Annotated in this window: 15 protein-coding genes; 8 read left to right on the top strand and 7 right to left on the bottom strand. The window is 69.7% G+C overall.

Annotation, left to right across the window (positions count from 1 at the left end; genetic code table 11):
• Positions 1 to 21 precede the first annotated feature (21 nt).
• The gene (locus BV908_RS03130; RefSeq protein ID WP_103737180.1) at positions 22 to 1,647 is read right to left on the bottom strand and encodes a methyl-accepting chemotaxis protein; all 1,626 of its coding nucleotides are present in this window, start codon (positions 1,645 to 1,647) and stop codon (positions 22 to 24) included.
• Between the two features lie 254 nt (positions 1,648 to 1,901).
• On the opposite strand from BV908_RS03130, the gene BV908_RS03125 reads away from it, so the two are divergent.
• Positions 1,902 to 3,554 carry a methyl-accepting chemotaxis protein gene (locus tag BV908_RS03125; protein ID WP_103737179.1) on the top strand — a complete coding sequence of 551 codons (1,653 nt, stop codon included), beginning with the start codon at positions 1,902 to 1,904 and terminating at the stop codon, positions 3,552 to 3,554.
• Between the two features lie 36 nt (positions 3,555 to 3,590).
• Here the strand turns inward: BV908_RS03125 and ruvC are convergent, their stop codons facing one another.
• The 5 genes from ruvC to BV908_RS03100 all read right to left on the bottom strand — a co-directional run bounded on the left by ruvC (position 3,591) and on the right by BV908_RS03100 (position 8,916).
• Positions 3,591 to 4,151: a crossover junction endodeoxyribonuclease RuvC gene (ruvC, locus tag BV908_RS03120; RefSeq protein WP_011806752.1), complete on the bottom strand. Its 561-nt coding sequence runs from the start codon at positions 4,149 to 4,151 to the stop codon at positions 3,591 to 3,593.
• Between the two features lie 79 nt (positions 4,152 to 4,230).
• A complete protein-coding gene (gene mtgA, locus BV908_RS03115) occupies positions 4,231 to 4,953 on the bottom strand; it encodes a monofunctional biosynthetic peptidoglycan transglycosylase (RefSeq protein ID WP_103737178.1) in 723 nt (240 codons plus the stop codon).
• Between the two features lie 3 nt (positions 4,954 to 4,956).
• A complete protein-coding gene (gene aroE / locus BV908_RS03110) occupies positions 4,957 to 5,805 on the bottom strand; it encodes a shikimate dehydrogenase (RefSeq protein WP_011806750.1) in 849 nt (282 codons plus the stop codon).
• Positions 5,805 to 6,665 (bottom strand): TonB family protein, encoded by an 861-nt coding sequence (locus BV908_RS03105; RefSeq protein ID WP_015914250.1) that lies wholly within the window; start codon positions 6,663 to 6,665, stop codon positions 5,805 to 5,807. Before BV908_RS03105 ends, aroE begins: the two co-directional genes overlap by 1 nt.
• Before the next feature lie 79 nt (positions 6,666 to 6,744).
• Entirely contained in the window at positions 6,745 to 8,916 is a 2,172-nt protein-coding gene (locus BV908_RS03100) for an RNB domain-containing ribonuclease (protein WP_103737177.1), read from the bottom strand.
• A gap of 128 nt (positions 8,917 to 9,044) precedes the next feature.
• On the opposite strand from BV908_RS03100, the gene BV908_RS03095 reads away from it, so the two are divergent.
• From BV908_RS03095 to BV908_RS03080, 4 genes are all read left to right on the top strand, one after another.
• Complete coding sequence (locus tag BV908_RS03095) at positions 9,045 to 9,776, top strand: RNA polymerase sigma factor (protein ID WP_103737176.1); 732 nt, start codon at positions 9,045 to 9,047, stop codon at positions 9,774 to 9,776.
• Positions 9,777 to 9,884: 108 nt separating this feature from the next.
• Positions 9,885 to 10,475, top strand: a complete 591-nt coding sequence (locus BV908_RS03090; protein ID WP_103737216.1) for a ferritin-like domain-containing protein — start codon at positions 9,885 to 9,887, stop codon at positions 10,473 to 10,475.
• Between the two features lie 71 nt (positions 10,476 to 10,546).
• Positions 10,547 to 10,942 (top strand): c-type cytochrome, encoded by a 396-nt coding sequence (locus BV908_RS03085; RefSeq protein ID WP_246867432.1) that lies wholly within the window; start codon positions 10,547 to 10,549, stop codon positions 10,940 to 10,942.
• Between the two features lie 414 nt (positions 10,943 to 11,356).
• Complete coding sequence (locus BV908_RS03080) at positions 11,357 to 12,910, top strand: Wzy polymerase domain-containing protein (RefSeq protein ID WP_103737175.1); 1,554 nt, start codon at positions 11,357 to 11,359, stop codon at positions 12,908 to 12,910.
• Here BV908_RS03080 and BV908_RS03075 read toward each other — a convergent pair whose 3' ends face one another.
• Complete coding sequence (locus tag BV908_RS03075) at positions 12,911 to 13,498, bottom strand: YqiA/YcfP family alpha/beta fold hydrolase (RefSeq protein WP_103737174.1); 588 nt, start codon at positions 13,496 to 13,498, stop codon at positions 12,911 to 12,913.
• A gap of 91 nt (positions 13,499 to 13,589) precedes the next feature.
• On the opposite strand from BV908_RS03075, the gene BV908_RS22960 reads away from it, so the two are divergent.
• Genes BV908_RS22960 through rodA form a run of 3 tightly spaced genes read left to right on the top strand, consistent with a single transcriptional unit; the run spans position 13,590 to position 17,241 of the window.
• Complete coding sequence (locus tag BV908_RS22960) at positions 13,590 to 15,257, top strand: HDOD domain-containing protein (protein WP_348639058.1); 1,668 nt, start codon at positions 13,590 to 13,592, stop codon at positions 15,255 to 15,257.
• Positions 15,179 to 16,012 (top strand): hypothetical protein, encoded by an 834-nt coding sequence (locus BV908_RS22955; RefSeq protein ID WP_348639057.1) that lies wholly within the window; start codon positions 15,179 to 15,181, stop codon positions 16,010 to 16,012. The genes BV908_RS22960 and BV908_RS22955 overlap by 79 nt, the downstream gene beginning before the upstream one ends.
• A 56-nt stretch (positions 16,013 to 16,068) precedes the next feature.
• Positions 16,069 to 17,241: a rod shape-determining protein RodA gene (rodA, locus tag BV908_RS03065; RefSeq protein ID WP_011806742.1), complete on the top strand. Its 1,173-nt coding sequence runs from the start codon at positions 16,069 to 16,071 to the stop codon at positions 17,239 to 17,241.
• Positions 17,242 to 17,259 lie beyond the last annotated feature (18 nt).

Raw genomic sequence — 17,259 nt, 5'->3', positions numbered from 1 at the left:
GGCCGGCTCCAAGTGACCGTATCAGGCCGCGGCCAGCAGCCGGGTGGGCATGGGCGACGGCAGTGCGTGCGCCAGTTCACCCGGCAGGCGGAAGCGGCTGACCTGCGCCGCCAGCTCATGGGCCTGGCCGCGCAAGCTCTCGGTGGCGGCCGCGGACTCTTCCACCAGGGCCGCGTTCTGCTGGGTCATCTGGTCCAGCCGCGACAGGGCCGAGTGGATGGAGAGGATGTCCTGCTGCTGCGCATGGTGGCTGGAGCGTATGTCGGCCATCGTGCGCGCGGCGTCCTGGATGGCCGCCACCACCTGCGCCATGGTTCGCCCCGCATCAGCGGCCAGGGTGGCGCCGGCATCCACCTGCTGCACGGATGCCTGGATCAATGCCTTGATCTCGCGCGCGGCTTCGGCCGAGCGGTTCGCCAGGCTGCGCACCTCGCTGGCCACCACCGCGAAACCGCGGCCTTGTTCGCCGGCACGTGCGGCTTCCACCGCGGCGTTCAACGCCAGGATGTTGGTCTGGAACGCGATCGAGTCGATCATGCCCGTGATGTCGCCGATCTGGTGCGCGCTGTGGGCCACTTGCTGCATGGTCTGCTCCATGCGCGTCACCACGTTGCTGCCTTCGTGCGCGGTGGCTGCCGCCTGTGCGGCGCGTGCCTCGGCATGCTCGGCGGTCTCGGCCGATTGTTGAACGGCGCGTGTCACATGCTCCAGCGCGGCGGCCGTTTCCTGCAGGCTGGCTGCGGCCTCCTCGGTGCGGGTGGACAGGTGGGCGTTGCCGTTGGCCATCTCGGACGAAGCCGTGTGCAGGCTGTGCACAGAGGTGCTCACCTGTCCCGCCAGGCTGCGCAGCGCGGACTGCATGACCGACAGGGACGTCAGCATGTGCCCGGTTTCATCCCGGTCGTGGCCCACGATGTCCTGGCGTAGGTCCAGCCCCGCAACACGCTGCGCGGTGTCGCTGGCCAGTGCAATGGGCCGCGTGATGCTGCGCACCAGCCACAGCGCGAGCAGGGTGCCCAGCACCAGGGACAGGCTGCCGAACGCCAGCAGCGACCAGCGCGCCCGCAGGCTCCAGCCGCCCACGGCCAGGGCGGCCGTGTCGATGGACTGGCGCTGCGACTGCGTGAGCGCATCCAGCGACCCCAGCAATGCCTGGGACGCGGGCAGGAAGCGCTCGCCATACACCTGCTGAATGCGTGACGTGAGGCCGAAGTCGCGTGCCTGCACCAGTGCGGCCTGGGCCTCGTGGAAGTCGGCGGCCCGCGCCTTCACGCGGGACAGCAGTTCCTCGTCGGCTGTGCCGGCCAGCCGCTGTGCCAGGGTGGCTACCAGCCTGTCGTACTGCTGCTGCGTAGCGGCAATGTCGGCGCCGATGGCTTGCCCCACCTCGGGTTCTGAACTCAAGGCCACGGCCTTGTAGCGCTCGGCATTGATGGCCTGCAGCCGATAGGCGTCGGCCACCAGCCGTTCGTTGGCCACGCTGTGCTGAACCATGTCGTCCGTCGATTGGCCGATGTGCCGCAGCGACCACACGCCGATGGCCGAGCCGACCAGACTCAGCGCCAGCACCGTCATGAACAGGCCCAGCAGCCGGCGACCCAGCGGGCCGATGGAAAGAGAGCGGGTAGGGGAAGAAGAGAAGGACATGCGCGTGTTCGGGGTGACCAAAGCCTTAGGGCCGAACCGCACTATGGACAAAGATTGTGACAATATGTTTTCTAGGCATGCCTTGCCGCGTTCCCTAAGCCCCATCTCACCAGAGACAACGGGACCGTGATTACCCTGCCTTGGGATTGAGCGCTTGCAACACACAGTTGCATTCCGGTCCGCCCACGAGGCGGTATCTCTGCCATGGCGTGGAACTTGCACACGCCGGTCATCATGTTCAGCAAAGGAATGCCATGAGGGTTCTGGGGCAGCTTTCCATTCGCGCGCGGCTGTATTTCGCCACGACTTTTTCCCTGGTCCTGCTGACTGCAGTGGGCGCTCTGGGCTACGTTGCGCTCGACCGCTCGCGCAGCACGCTGCAAGAGCTGTTCGCGCGCCAGGTGCAGACGCTCACCGACATGGCCGAACTTCGCACCGGCTTGGGGCACCTGCGCCGCGCCGAGAAGGACATCATCATCAACTTCAACAACGCCGTGGAGGTGCAGGCGCTGCGTGAGGGCTGGAGCCGCCAATTGGATGCGCTGCGCAAGAGCATGGCGCAGGTGCGCGAGGTGCAGGCCGGCAACGTGGAATTCACCGGCGCACTGGACAAAGCGCTGGCCGAGGTCGGGCAGTACGAAGGCGGGCTCGTGCCGATCTTCGACCAGATCGAGCGCGCCCTGCTTGATGGCGCGGGTGCGGGGGCGTATGCCGAGCGTTTCAAGGCCCACATGGACACCACCGATGCCCTGCTGGCCAGCCTGGCCACGCAGGCGCGCGGCCATATGGAAGAGGCGCGCGCCGCCCTGGACCAGCGCACCGCCACCATGTCCACGCTGATTGCTGCAGCCGTGCTGTTGGGGTTGGCGGTGCTGGTGCCGCTGACGTTGTTCAGCGTGCGTTCCATCACGCAATCACTGGAGCAGGCGCGTGCGCTGGCCGAGCGCATTGCCGCGGGTGACCTGTCGCATACAGTGCAGTCCCGCCAGCGCGACGAGATCGGCAGCCTCGTCGCTGCCATGGGCCGCATGCAGGATGCGCTGCGCACCCTGGTGGGCCAGGTGCAGCAGGCTGCGGGCAGCATCGCCACGGCCAGTGACGAGACCGCCCTGGGCAACCAGGACCTGAGCCAGCGCACCGAGCAGACCGCCGCCAGCCTGCAGCAGACCGCCTCGTCCATGGAGTTGCTCACCGGCACGGTGCAGCACAGTGCCGAATCGTCCCGCCAGGCCAGCGGGCTCGCGGCCAACGCGGCCGAGGTGGCGGTGCGCGGCGGCGCGGTGGTTGCGCAGGTGGTGCAGACCATGGGCGAGATTTCCGACAGCTCGCGGCGCATCGGCGACATCACGGGCGTGATCGACTCCATCGCGTTCCAGACCAACATCCTGGCACTCAACGCCGCCGTGGAGGCCGCGCGCGCCGGTGAACAGGGCCGGGGCTTTGCCGTCGTGGCCAGCGAGGTGCGCAGCCTGGCGCAACGCAGCGCCGACGCCGCCAAGGAAATCAAGGCGCTGATCGGCGCCTCCGTCGAGCGGGTGGAGGGCGGCTCGCGCCTGGTGGCGCAGGCGGGCGAGACCATGACCGAGATCGTGGCCAGCGTCCGCCGGGTTTCCGACATCGTGGCCGAGATCACCAGCGCGGCCGCCGAGCAGGCGGGCAGCATTGGCCAGGTGGGCCAATCGGTCAGCCACCTGGATCAGATGACGCAGCAGAACGCCGCGCTGGTGGAAGAGTCCGCAGCCGCGTCGCAGTCGCTGCGCGACCAGGCGGGCCGACTGACCGAGGCGGTCAGCCGCTTCAAGCTGCAGGGCGGCGCGCCGCAGCCGGGGGCCGTGGCGTTGGCGCGCGCAACCACCGCTCGGGAAATGGCGGAGAAGGACGTTGGCTTGCCCGCGCTTGCTGCGTAGGGAAAGGCCCCAGAGGCAAGGGCCGCGTTCAGTCGTTCAGTAACTGCGCCCGGCCTTGTACATGGCGTGCTGGCGCCGCGTGAGCTGCGCGACCTCGCCCACGCGGGCCATGGCCGCGCCGGCGTGCGCGTGGGTGATGGCCAGGCCCAGGGCGTCGGCGGCATCGGTGCCCGGCAGGCCGGGCAACTCCAGCAGACGGCGCACCATCTCCTGCACCTGCGACTTGGCCGCGCGGCCGTGGCCTACCACGGCCTTCTTCATCTGCAGCGCGGTGTATTCGGCCACGGGCAGATTGGCATTCACCAGCGCGGTGAGCGCCGCGCCGCGCGCCTGGCCCAGCAGCAGCGTGGACTGCGGGTTGACGTTGACGAAGATGATTTCCACCGCCGCTGTGCTGGGCTGGTAGCGCGCTGCCACCTCGCTCACGCCGTCGAACAGCACCTTGAGGCGGCCCGGCAGATCCCCCAGCGCGAGGCCCGTGGCGCGCCCCGTGGTGCGGACGGTGCCGCTGGCCACGTAGCGCAGGCGATGGCCGTCCACGTCCACCACGCCGAAGCCCGTGGTCTGCAGTCCGGGGTCGATGCCAAGGATTCTCATGGACTATTAAATTTATAGCTGTTCGCGCTTGCTGCTATTGGTTTTGAGGCCGATTTTGCTTGTATGAATGACATGTGGTTCAGGGCAACTCGCTGCGCCCCATGCGCGCCAGCAGCGCGCGCGTGCGCCCGGCCAGGTAGGCCGAGCCGGGCGCCTTCTCGAAGCGTTTGGGCGCCGGCAGCATCACGGCCAGGCGCGCGGCCTCGGGCGCGGTGAGCTGGCGCGCGCTCTTGCCGAAGTAGCGCTGCGCGGCGGCCTCGGCGCCGAACACGCCTGCCCCCCATTCCACGTTGTTCAGGTAGATCTCCAGGATGCGCTGCTTGGGCAGGAGCTGCTCCAGCGCCAGGGTGAGCACGAATTCCTGCCCCTTGCGCACCAGGTTGCGCTCGCCCGACAGCAGCAGGTTCTTGGCCAGTTGCTGGGTGATGGTGGAGCCGCCGCGGATCTTGGGCGCGCGGCCCGTGGCCGACGGCCGGGCGGCCAGCTGCGCCTCGATGCGCGCATTGCGCTCCCAGGCCTTTTCGATGGCATCCCAGTCCACGCCGTCGTGGTTGACGAAGTTGTCGTCCTCCGATGCGACCACCGCGCGCTTGAGGTGGTCGGATATCTGTGCGTACGGCACCCACTGCTGGCGCCAGCGCATGCCGCTGCCTTGGGACCATTGCGCCCAGGCCTCGGACCGCTGGAAGGTGGTGGATTCCGGGTCGATCACCGCCATGGCCGCGATGCGCGCTACGAAGAACAGCTGCAGCGCCAGCAGTGCCAGCAGCACCAGCATGCACCAGCGCAGTGCGCCCCGCATGCCTCAGGCCCCCGCGGCGATGGCCGCGCGCAGCTCCTGCAGCACCGGGGCCGACGGCGGGCGCACGCCGCGCCAGAGCAGGAACGCCTCGGCCGCCTGCTCCACCAGCATGCCCAGCCCGTCGCGCGCGGTGGCGCCGTGGCCCGTGGCCCAGTCCAGAAAGGGCTGCGCCGCGGGGCCGTACATCATGTCGTAGGCCAGGCTCCCGGGGCGCAGCACGCTGGCGGGCACGGGCACCGGGCCGCCTTCCAGGCTGCTGGCCGTGGCGTTGATGATCACATCGAAATCGGCCCCTGGCGCTTGCATGTCCAGCGCCAGTAGCTCTGTTTTTTGTAGCGCTGCGAGCGCGGCGTGGCTGTCCACCAGTGCCTGGGCGCGCGCGGGCGTGCGGTTCACGACGGCGATGCGCCGGGGGTGCTGCCGCAGCAGCGGGCCCAGCACGCCGGCGGCCGCGCCGCCCGCGCCCACCAGCAACACGTCGCGCCCGGCGAGCGGAACGCCCGCGCCTTGCGTGATGTCGGCCACCAGGCCCAGGCCGTCGGTGTTGTCGGCATGGATGCTGCCGCCGTCGAACACGAGGGTATTGGCCGCGCCGGCCAACTGCACGCGCTCGCTGCGCGTGGTGGCCAGCTGCGCGGCCTCCAGCTTGAACGGCACGGTGATGTTGCAGCCGCGCCCGCCTTCGGCGGCGAAGCTCTGCAGCGCCTGGGCGAAGCCGTCCAGCGGAACCAGGCGGCGCTCGTAGTGCAGCGACTGGCCCGTCAGTTGGGCAAAGCGCGCGTGGATCCACGGCGAGCGGCTATGGGCGATGGGATTGCCCATCACGCAGTAGAGGTCGGCGGCGGCGGTCATCAGCGCAGGTCGGTTTCCAGGGTCTGGTCGCGCGTGAACTTGAAGCGCGAGACCACGGCGATCTGATCGGCCTTGGCGCGCATCGCCGGGCCGAAGTGGCCAAAGGGCCCCGCGGCGCGGGCGATGGCCTCGGCGCGGCGGTCCAGCAGGCGGTTGCCCGAGCCCTGCACCACCTCGGTGGCCAGCACGCGGCCGTCATGGTTCACGGTCAGGATCATGATCAGCTCGCCGTAGAGCTTCTTGCCGCCCTGCTCGGGGAAGTTCTGCGTGCCCTTGTCCTCGACCTTGCGGCGCAGCGCGTCGTAGTACACGGCGTACACCTCTTCGCGCGTGGCGGGGCTGATGTAGCGCTTGCGCGGGCGGGCGTTTTCCTCGTTGATGCGCTTTTCGATCTCGGCCAGCAGCTTCACCAACTGGCGGCGCTTTTCGTCCTGGGCCTGGCTGTCGGTGCTCTGGCTGGGCTTGCGCGGGTCGGGCTCGGGCAGCACGGCGAGCTGCTTGCGCAGCTGGGCCAGCATCTGGGTCTGCTGCTCCAGCATCTGGTCCATCTTGCGCTGGGCTTCTTCCAGGTCGTCGCCGATCGTGGTGAGGGCCGAGTAGGGCAGGGGGCTGGTGGCGCGTCCCTTGGCGGCCTCGCCGCCACCGGCCAGCGACGCCTGCGCGATGGCCTGCGCCTTGTCGGGGCGCTCGTTGGACTGCGCGTTAACCAGGATCACCTCCAGCGGCGTGTCCTGGAACACGCGGTTGAAGCTCTCGGGGTCCACGAAGCGCACCGTGAGCAGTGCGGCATGCACGGCGATGGAGACGCCCAGCGCGATCTGCAGCGTCGTCAGGCGTTGAAGCAGGGTGGAGATTTTCATCGTCGGGCCGCCATCACTGCAGGCCGCGGCGCCCCTGTGGGGCGGCGCGCTGCATGGCGGTGGAGCAAGGGAGCGGTTGTCACGGCGCCCGATTATCAGCGGTGCCGCCGGCGCCCTCGCCCTCGGCCTCGTTGACATCGACCGCGATGGCGATCGGGCCGGCCACGGCCTCCTCGTCGCCCTCGTCCTCGTCCACCGGGCCGTCGTCGCTGGCATCCAGCGGGTCGTCCAGGCGCGCCACCAGGGTGCCCGCCACGTCCAGCGTGATCTCGTCGATCTCGCCGAGCTTGACGCGCACGCGTGCGCCGCGCGGCAGCTGCTGCGCGCCCAGCACGGGCAGCACCAGTGGCAGGGTGTCGGCGCGCACCAGGAAGCTGCCGTTCGGCCCTTCCTTGAACACGGTGGCGTCCAGCTCGGTGATCTGGTTCTGCTGCAGGTACTTGAGCGTCCAGAAGCGCTCCATGCCGGCCTGGTAGCCGTTGTAGGCGCTGTAGGCGGCATCGAAGCTGCTGATGATGGAGAACAGCTCCGCGTCCTTGGGCTTGAACGGTGCGGCCAGTGCAGCGGTCTTGCCGTGGCGCGCGCAGGCAATGATCTGCCACTGGTTCACCAGGTCCACGTAGCGGCGCAGCGGCGAGGTGGCCCAGGCGTAGCTCTTCACGCCGATGCCGGCGTGCGGCAGCGCCTTGGTGGACATGCGCACCTTCACACCGGGCGCCAGGCTCGCCTGGCTGCGGTAGATGCCGGGCACGCCGTGCTCGGCCAGCATGTTGCCCCAGGTGCTGTTGGCGACGATGGCGGCCTCGGCCACGATCAGGTCCAGCGGCGCGCCGCGCTTGCGGGTGGTGATGTGCACCTGTTCGCTGCCATCGGGCTCGGCGCCGTCGTTGCGGGGCTTGTGGGCCCCCACGCTTGCCGCTTCGCTGGCTGCGCTGCCCCCCGCGGGGGCGTTCGCGCCTTCGGGCGGCCGGGCGGCGCTCAGGCGGAAGGTGTAGTCCGGCCGGTTGAAGGTCTCGGGCTTGCCGCGCACCACCTCGCGCTGGGCCTTCAGGCTTTTCGCCAGGCGGTGCAAAAAGGAGAGCTGCTCGCGCAGATCCAGCAAGGCCTGTGGCGTGTTTTCATGTTGAATGGTTGGGTCGGCCAACCACTCTTCCGTCACGATGTGGTCGAGCTGGTCGTGGCGCAGGTTCACCGTCACGGGCACGCGCTCCAGGCGCGTCTCGGTGGCGGTGATGGCCAGCGTGGCCTCGTCGATCGTCACATACAGCGACACGGCCGGGTTGGCGCGGCCCTCGTCCAGCGTGTAGATCTGCACCACGTCGCCCGGCAGCATGGTGATCTTGTAGCCTGGCATGTAGACGGTGGACAGGCGCGTGCGCCCCAGCTTGTCCAGGTCGCCCCCGGGCTGGATCGCCAGGCCCGGCGCGGCAATGTGGATGCCCAGCGTCACGGTGCCGGTGCCCAGGCCCTGCACCGACAGGGCGTCGTCGATCTCGGTGGTGGCCGAATCGTCGATGGAATAGGCCTGTACATCCGCCAGCGGCAGGTCGGCCGGCGGCTGGGGTGCCGCCAGCTGGGGAAAGCCCGTGCCCTTGGGGAAGTTGTCGAACAAAAAGCGCTTCCAGTGGAACTGGTAGCTGGAGTCGATCGCACCCGCGGCCTGCAACAGGTCCAGCGGAGCCTTCTGCGCGCTGCGGCTGGCCTCGACCACGGCCTTGTACTCGGGCGCGTTCTTGTCGGGGCGGAACAGAATTTTGTAGAGCTGCTCGCGCACAGGCTGCGGGCAGGTGCCGGCGACGAGTTCGGCGGCCCAGGCGTCGATCTGCGCCTGGATCTGCTTCTTCTTCTCGATGGCGGCGAGGGCCTGCTGCAGCACCTCGGCCGACGCCTTGCGAAAACGCCCCTTGCCCGCCCGGCGAAAGTAGTGCGGCGCCTCAAACAGCGCCACCAGCATGCCGGCTTGCTCGGTCACTGGCGCCTGGGCAGAAAAATAGTCGCGCGCCAACTCGGCGAAGCCGAACTCCTCCTCGGGCGCGAACTCCCAGGCCAGCGGAAGCTCCACGCCGGCGGCGATCTCGCGCGCCTGCGCCAGCAGCTCGGCCGGGGCGGGCTTGTCGAACTTCAACAGGATGTTGGCGGCCTTGACCTTGACGCGTTTACCCGAGTCGAGCTCAATCTGTGCCGAGCTTTCGGCTTCGGAGAGGATGCGGCCGGCCAGGAACTTGCCGGCTTCGTCGAACAGTGCATGCATAGGGGCGCGATTTTCCCATGGCGGCGGGCAGCGCCCCTGTTCGCGGCAGGTGATTGCGGGTGTTTGTCACGCCAGGCCTTCGGCGTGCGTCCAATGGGCAAAGGGTCTCAACGAAAGCGAGGCGAGCCATGCACCCATCCGAGGACTTACCGCAGGCGGCGGTTGTCACTGCCATCCCCATCGCCGACCGTGCGGCGGACGCGGCCTTGGTGACACGCGCCCTCGCCGGCGAGGCGGGAGCCTTCGCCGCCATCATGCGGCGCCACAACCGGCTGATGTTTCGCGCCGCGCGCGGCGTGGTGCATGACGACGCCGAGGCGCAGGACGTGGTGCAGGAGGCCTATTTGCGCGCCTTCACGCGGCTGCGGGCCTTCCGCGGCGATGCCGCGCTGGGCACCTGGCTGGCGCGCATCTGCCTGCGCACGGCCTTGGACGTCTTGCGCCGGCGTGCGCGCAGCGTGGCCATCGATCCCGCGCAGGCCAGCGACCAGGAGCCGCAGCCGGAGGATGCCATGTCCTATTTCGCCCCGCCCGACGACGCGCCCGACCAGGCACTTGCGCGTGCCCAGTTGCGCGCCCTGCTGGAGTCGGCCGTGCACAGCCTGCCGCCGCTGTACCGCAGCGTGTTCATCCTGCGTGCCGTGCAGGAGATGAGCGTGCAGGAGGCGGCCTTTTGCCTGGACATCAGCGAAGAGCTGGTGCGTACCCGCTACCTGCGCTCGCGCGCCATGTTGCGCGACGCGCTGGGCGCGCGGGCGGAGGCCTGCGCCGACAGCGTCTTTCCGTTTGCGGGCTCTCGCTGCGACCAGGTCGTGCAGCAGGTGCTGGACGCACTGGCGCGGCGCGGGCTGCTGGCCTGACGGGCCGGCGCCACCCCGCCCACGCCTATGGCCCGTGCGCCGCTGCGCGCCGCGCCGATTACCCGCGCCGCCGGCGCGGCCCTTGTCCCTTTCTTCAAGGAGATGACCATGAACCGCTCTTCCTTCTTCCTGCCTCCTTCTTCTACTTCTGCACTGCTCGCGCGCCGCCGCACGTTGGGCGCGGCCGTGCTCTCGGCCTCGGCCGTGGCGTTGCTGGGTGGGCGCGACGCGCTGGCCGCCGCTGCCAAGACCGATGCGCGGCAGCACGAGGCCGACGTGCGCATCCTCAACACCGCGCTGGCGGCGGAGTACGAGGCCGTGGCCGCCTACCAGGTGGGCGCCGAGAGCGGTCTGCTCACCTCCGGCGTGCTGCCGCTGGCGCAGCAGTTCCAGGGCCACCACAAGGAGCATGCCGACGCGATCGCCGGCGCCGTGCAGAAGATGGGCGGCAAGCCCGTGCAGGCCAAGGCGCAGTACGGCTTTCCGACCGACAAGCTCAAGGCCGAAGCCGACGTGCTGCGCTTTGCCGCCGGACTGGAGCGCGGCGCCGTGTCGGCCTACCTGGGTGCGGTGCCGCTGTTTGCCGACCGTGCCCTGGCGCAGGTGGCCGCCAGCATCCTGGGCGACGAGGCCATGCACTGGGCCGTGCTGCGCCAGGCCCTGGGTGAGGCGCCGGTGCCCTCGGCGTTCCTGTCGTGACCCGCGCCCAGGCGGGTGGGCGTAGGCGGGCCTGGGCATTGGTGGGCGGATTGGCGCTTGGTGCTGCGGGCATGGCGGTCGCCGTGCCCGCACCGGCAACGCCAGCGCTGGCCGCGCCCCAGCCCATGGCGCCTGACGCAGCGCAGCTGGCGCGCGGCCAGCAGATCTACGCGCGCTGCGCGGGGTGCCACGCCATCGAGGGCCACCGCACGGGACCGCAGCACTGCGGCCTGTTCGGCCGCCGCGCGGGCACGGCGCCGGGGTTCGACGGCTACTCCCCGGCCATGAAGGCCAGCGGCATCGTCTGGGACGAGCGCACGCTGCAGCGCTTCCTGAAGGACCCGCCAGCCACCGTGCCCGGCACGTCCATGGGCTACGCGGGCGTGAAGGACGATGGCGAGCGTGCGGCGCTCATCGCCTGGCTGCGCCAGGCTACGCAGCCGGGGAGTGCCTGCACGCCCAGGTAATCCATTGCTCTGCCTTTGATAGCTACCAGCGCTTGCTGCAAAAGCGCTGGAGGCATTTTTGGCTTGAAGTGCGGCTAGGGCCTGTTCACACTATTTTTGCCAGTGCGAATGGCGTGAAAACCGCGCCAATCTAGGCGCGTGACGACGCCAAGGCCGGGGCCTTGGCTAGGAGGGCAACGACGAATGGCGCGGTTTTCACTCCGTTCCCTCCGGGTTGCGATCAAAAAGGGCCATTCGCGGCGTTGCCAAGCCTCGCTGGGGTAGCACCCCAGCTTCGTTTGGCGCCTTGCGCCTGGCCCTTTTTGATCGCAACGCATCTGGCAAAAATAGTGTGAACAGGCCCTAGTGCCATGGCGGCGCCTATGATGGGTGCCACCATGACGCCCACGATCGCCTTTGCACCACCACCCCGCCATGCGTCCTGATTTCGCGCCGCTGGCGGTCCTGGCGATGGCGCTGCCCTTCGTCTTTGGCATTACCGAGGCTCCGTATTCCAACTTTTGGCCGCTGCTGGCCAGCGGCGCCTGCGCCTGGCTGCTGGCGGCGCTGGCCTGGTGCGGCGCCTGGCGTCCCAGTGCCGCGCGCCTGGGCGCCCATCTGGCGGCGGGTCTGCTGCTGGCGGCGCTGGTGGCCGCGGCCATCGGCCTGGTGCAGTTCTTCATGGGCGACCCGGGGTGGGCGCCGTGGGTGCATGCCTCCAGTCCGGGCCTGGCCTTCGGCAACTTGCGCCAGCGCAACCAGCAGGCCACGTTGCTGGCGCTGGGCGTGTGGGCGCTGCTGTGGTGGGTGGCGCGCCTGCAGGAGCAGGTGGACGGCAACCCGGTGCTGGGAGGGCGCGGCGCGCGCTGGCCGGTGCTGGCGGCGGTCGCGGTGCCCTGGGCCATGGTGCTGCTGGCCACTGCGGGCGCGGCCACGGCCTCGCGCACGGGGGCGCTGGAGTGGCTGGTGGTATTGGCGCTGCTCGCCGTGTGGCGGCGCAGCAGCGGCGCACTGGCGCTGGGCATGGCCGGCGTGGGGCTGGCGGTTTATGCGGTGGCGGCGTGGGGCTTGCCGCAGCTGCTGCTGCGGTGGACGGGCATGCGCATGGACGGCCTGTTCATGCGGATGGCCGATGGCTCCCAGACCTGCGTCGGCCGCGCTACGCTGTGGTCCAACGTGCTGGAGCTGATCGCCCAGCGGCCCTGGGCCGGCTGGGGCTGGGGCGAGCTGGACTACGCGCACTACATCCACCCGTTTGCGGGAGAGCGTTTTTGCGTGCTGCTGGACAATGCCCACAACCTGCCGCTGCATCTGGCGGTGGAACTGGGCCTGCCGGCCGCGCTGCTGCTGTGCGGCGTGCCGCTGTGGGCTGCGCTGCGCGCGCGCCCCTGGCGAGAGGCGCAGCCCCACCGCCAACTGGCCTGGGGCGTGCTGGCCCTTGTGGGCGTGCACAGCCTGCTGGAGTTCCCGCTGTGGTACGGGCCGTTTCAGCTGGCCACCGCGCTGGCCGTGCTGGTGCTGCTGGCGCCCTGGCTGTCGCATGCGGCGCGCTGGCGCCCCGTGGGTGCGGTGGTGGCGGGCGTGGCACTGCTGGCGGCACCGGCCATGGGGTTCGTACTGGTACGGGACTACGCGCGCGTGAGCGCGCTGTACCGTCCCACGGCCGAGCGGCCCGCGGCGCTGCGCGCGCTAACGGCTGCCGACGCGGCGCGGCAGGTGTGGTTCTTCCGCGCGCCAGCGCAGTTCGCGCAACTCACCACTGCGGTGGTCACGCCCGCCAATGCGGCCGAGATGCATGCCCTGGCGTTGCAACTGCTGCACTACTCGCCCGAGCCGCGCGTGATCGAGAAGCTCATCGCCAGCGCGCGGCTGCTGGGCCGCGAGGACGAGGTGGCGCTACACACCGACCGCTACCGCCGCGCCTATCCGTACGACTTCGGGCGCTGGCAGCGCGGCCAGCCTTCCGGTGGCCCGCCGCTGGAGCGCTGATCAGGCCAGGTCGCAGAACGCCAGCACCTCGGGCAGGTGCGGGGCGAAGTCGCTCAGCGCGTGGTCGCCGCCGGGCAGTACGCGCTGGGTGGCTTGCGGGTAGCGCGCGACCATCTCGCGCCAGTCCAGCAGTTCGTCACCCTGCGCGGCGATCAGCAGCTCCGGCCCTGCGGGCGGCAGGTGGCGCACGTCCAGCGCCTGCAGCTCGGCGATGTACTCGGGGCGGAAGAAGAACCGCTCTTCGGGGTTGTGCCACGCGGTCTGCTCGCCGATGTAGCGTTCCAGGTCGCGCGCGGGGTGGACGGCGGGGTTGAGCAGCACGCTGGTGCAGCGCGCCTGTTGCGCCACCCAGCTGGCGTAGTAGCCGCCGAGCGACGAGCCGACCACCGCCATGCCCGGTCCCTGCGGCCAGGTGGCGATGCCGCCTGCGACCAGCGCCATCGCCGCGCGCGGCGAAGGGGGCAGCTGTGGGCACCAGAACGTCACGCTTGGGTGGTGCTGCGCCACGTGCGCGGCCACCTGACGGGCCTTGGTGGACTGGGGCGAGGAGCGAAAGCCGTGCAGGTACAGCAGGTGGGTGGTGGGCATGGCTGTCAGCGTCGGCGCTGTCGAAAGGCAAATGCCGGTCCGGCAACGGGTTTTGGTGGATGATGCGTGGATCTTGTAGCCAGCTTACGCCATGCCCGATTCCGTTTCCCGTCCGGCCACCCTGGGCGCTGCAGCGGGCGCCATGCCCGCTCGCCAGCGCCTGGGGCGATTCGAGTTGCTGCACGTGCTGGGCCGGGGCGCGCAGGCGACCGTGTGGCTGGCGCGGGACACGCGCCTGCACCGCGAGGTCGCGGTCAAGTGGCTGGCCGACGGCGGCGACGCGCAGGCGCAGGAGCAGTGGCTGCGCGAGGCGCGCCATGTGGGCCGGCTGTCGCACCCGCGCATCGTGCCGGTGTTCGAGGCCGACGTGCACGAAGGCCAGCCCTACCTGGTGTTCGAATATGTGCCAGGCTGCACGCTGGCCGAGCATCTGGCGCATCAGGGCCGCTGTGCGGTGCACGACGCGGTGGAGCTGATGGTGGACCTGCTCGAAGGACTGCAGGCGGCGCATGAGGCCGGCATCGTGCACTGCGACCTGAAGCCGTCGAACGTGATGGTGGATGCCCAGCGCCATGCGCGGATCATGGATTTCGGCATCGCCGCGGCCATGGCCAGCCCTGCGGGCGGCCCCGTTGCGCGCGGCACGCCGGCCTACATGGCGCCAGAAGCGGTGGCGGGCGCGGCGCCCGCGCCCGCATCGGACATCTACGCTGCTGCGCTGGTGCTCGTGGAACTGCTCACCGGCAGGCGTTTGATTACTGAGCGCGATCCGGCGCAGGCGCTCGCGCATGTCGCCCGGCACGCGCCGCAGCTGCCCGACGATCTGGGGGCGGGTGTGGACGATGGCCTGCGCTCCATCCTGCGCCGGGCCCTGGCGCGCGACCCTGCCGAGCGCTACGCCAGCGCGCAGGAGATGTGCGATGCCTTGCGTGCCTGGGCGGCGCCGGTCAGCGCCCCTACCGCGGCAAGCAATGCCGCGCTGGACTTCCTGCTGCGGCGCATGCGCCACAAGAGCGACTTTCCGGCGCTGTCCGATTCGGTGGCGCGCATCCAGCGCATGACCCACTCGGAGGACGACAGCATTGCCGATCTGACCAACGAGATCCTCAAGAGCGTTGCCCTCACCAACAAGCTGCTGCGATTGGTCAACAGCGCCCCCTTTTCCCACCTGGGGGGCGGCATCGGCACGGTCTCGCGCGCGGTGAGCCTGGTGGGCTTCAATGCGGTGCGCAACATGGCGCTGTCGCTGGTGCTGCTGGAGCACATGCAGGACCGGGGGCACGCCAAGCAGATGCGCGAGGAATTCTTGCGCACCATGATGGCCGGCGCCGTGGCGGCGCAGCTGTGCGGGCCGAGCGACCAGCGCGAGGAAGCGTTTCTCGGCGCGATGTTCCAGGGCCTGGGGCGCATGCTGTGCTCGTTTTATTTCCCGGAGGAGGCGGCCCGGATCCGTGCGCTGGTGGCCTCTGACCGGCCGTCGGGGGGCGATGAAGCCGCGGCTTTGCAGGTGCTAGGACTGAGCCTGGAAGACCTGGGTGTCGGCGTGGCGCGTGTGTGGAGCCTGCCCGATTCCCTGCAGCGCTGCATACGGCCACCGCAGGGGCGGCCGCCGCAGCGCCGCCCGAGGGCGTGGAGCGGTTGCGCTGGGTGGGACGTGCCGCGAACGAGGCAGCCACCATCATGCTGCAGCATGAGCCGGAACCCGCGGGCGCCCGCCTGCAGCGGCTGGCGGCGCACTATGCGGTCGCTTTCTCGATGACGCAGCAGGAGTTCGTCAAGGCCACGGTGCTGGCACGCGAGCAGCTCATCGCCATGGCCGACGCCCTGGACTTGCGCGTGGACAAGGGCTCGCCCGCGGCGCGCCTGCTGGCTCCGCCCACCGCCCTGGATGCGCCGCCGGTATTGGCCGACCCGGCCACGGGCCATGAGCTGCATTACGACGCCCTGCAGACCCTGCCTCTGACGCTGGCGCAGTCCACTGATGCGGCGCCTTCCGCCAGCCAGGCGGCCGAGGTGCTGGCCGCTGGCATCCAGGAGGTCAGCAACGCCATGGTGGAGGACTTCCGCCTGAATGACATCGTGCGCATGGTGCTGGAAACCATGCTGCGTGCGCTGGGCGCGCGGCGCATCGTGTTCTGCCTGCGCGAGGTCAAGACCGAGCGCATGACCGGGCGCTTCGGACTGGGCGAAGGCAGCGCAGACGCCGTGCGCGCCCTGGCCGTGCCCCTGAAGGACGCGGATGACCTGTTTGCCGCCGTGTGCCAGCGGGGCGCCGATACCCTGATTGCCGACGCCACCGAGGAGCGTGTGCGAGCGCGTCTGCCGGCATGGTTCCTCGGCAGCTTCGATGCCACCAGCTTTCTGCTGCTGCCGCTGTCGATCAAGCAGCGTCCCTTTGCGCTGATCTATGCCGATCATGAGCGCCCTGGCGGCCTGGTGGTGGACGACAAGGTGCAGGGGCAGCTGCGCACGCTGCGCAACCAGCTGGTGCTGGCGTTTCGCCAGGCCGACTGATGCTTAGTCCTGGAATCACGCAGGGGGCTTGGCCTGGCACCCGATAATCGCGCCCCATGGCCGCCGCTTTCGACAAACCTTCCCTGCCGCAACGCCTCCTGCCGCTGTTGCGCGGCTTTGACTGGCCGCTCATCGCGCTGCTGCTGGCGTTGTCATCCATCGGCCTGGTGGCCATGTATTCGTCGGGTTTCGATCATGGCACGCGCTTTTACGACCATGGCCGCAACATGCTGCTGGCCGCGGGCATCCTGTTCGTGGTGGCCCAGGTGCCGCCGCAGCGGCTGATGATGCTGGCCGTGCCGTTGTACACGCTGGGCGTGGCGCTGCTGGTGGGCGTGGCGCTGTTCGGCATCACCAAGAAGGGGGCGCAGCGCTGGATCAACGTGGGTGTGGTGATCCAGCCCAGCGAGCTGCTGAAGATCGCCACCCCGCTGATGCTGGCCTGGTGGTTCCAAAAGCGCGAAGGCCAGCTGCGTGCGCTGGACTTCGTGGTGGCGGGGGCGCTGCTCATGGTGCCCGTGGGGCTGATCATGAAACAGCCCGACCTGGGCACCTCGCTGCTGGTGATGGCCGCGGGGCTGTCGGTGATTTTCTTTGCGGGCCTGCCCTGGAAGCTGGTGGTGCCGCCGGTGCTGCTGGGCGCGGTGGGCATTGCGCTCATCGTCTGGTTCGAGCCGCAACTGTGCGCCGAGGGCGTGCGCTGGCCGGTGCTGCACGACTATCAGCAACAGCGCATCTGCACGCTGCTGGACCCCACGCGCGATCCGCTGGGCAAGGGCTTTCACATCATCCAGGGCATGATCGCCATCGGCTCGGGCGGCGTGTGGGGCAAGGGCTTCATGGCCGGCACGCAGACGCACCTGGAGTTCATCCCCGAGCGCACGACCGACTTCATCTTCGCCGCGTTCTCCGAGGAGTTCGGCCTGGTGGGCAACCTCACCCTGATCGTCTGCTTTGTGCTGCTGGTGTGGCGCGGGCTGGCGATTGCGGCCAACGCCAATACGCTGTTCGGGCGCCTCATGGCGAGTGCCGTGGCGATGATCTTCTTCACCTATGCCTTCGTGAACATGGGCATGGTCAGCGGCATCCTGCCCGTGGTGGGGGTGCCGCTGCCGTTCGTCAGTTACGGCGGCACGGCCATGGTCACGCTGGGGCTTGCGCTGGGGGTGCTGATGTCGGTGGCACGCGCACAGCACCAGCCCGAGCAGGGGCCGCCGCGGGCGCGGTAGCGGGGCTGCGGGGGGAAC

This window comes from Diaphorobacter sp. LR2014-1 (genome assembly GCF_002916785.1).
In the GTDB taxonomy this organism is placed as follows: domain Bacteria; phylum Pseudomonadota; class Gammaproteobacteria; order Burkholderiales; family Burkholderiaceae_C; genus Diaphorobacter; species Diaphorobacter nitroreducens.
Note: the sequence above shows the minus strand (reverse complement) of the source record. Positions and strands in the feature narration are given on the sequence as shown.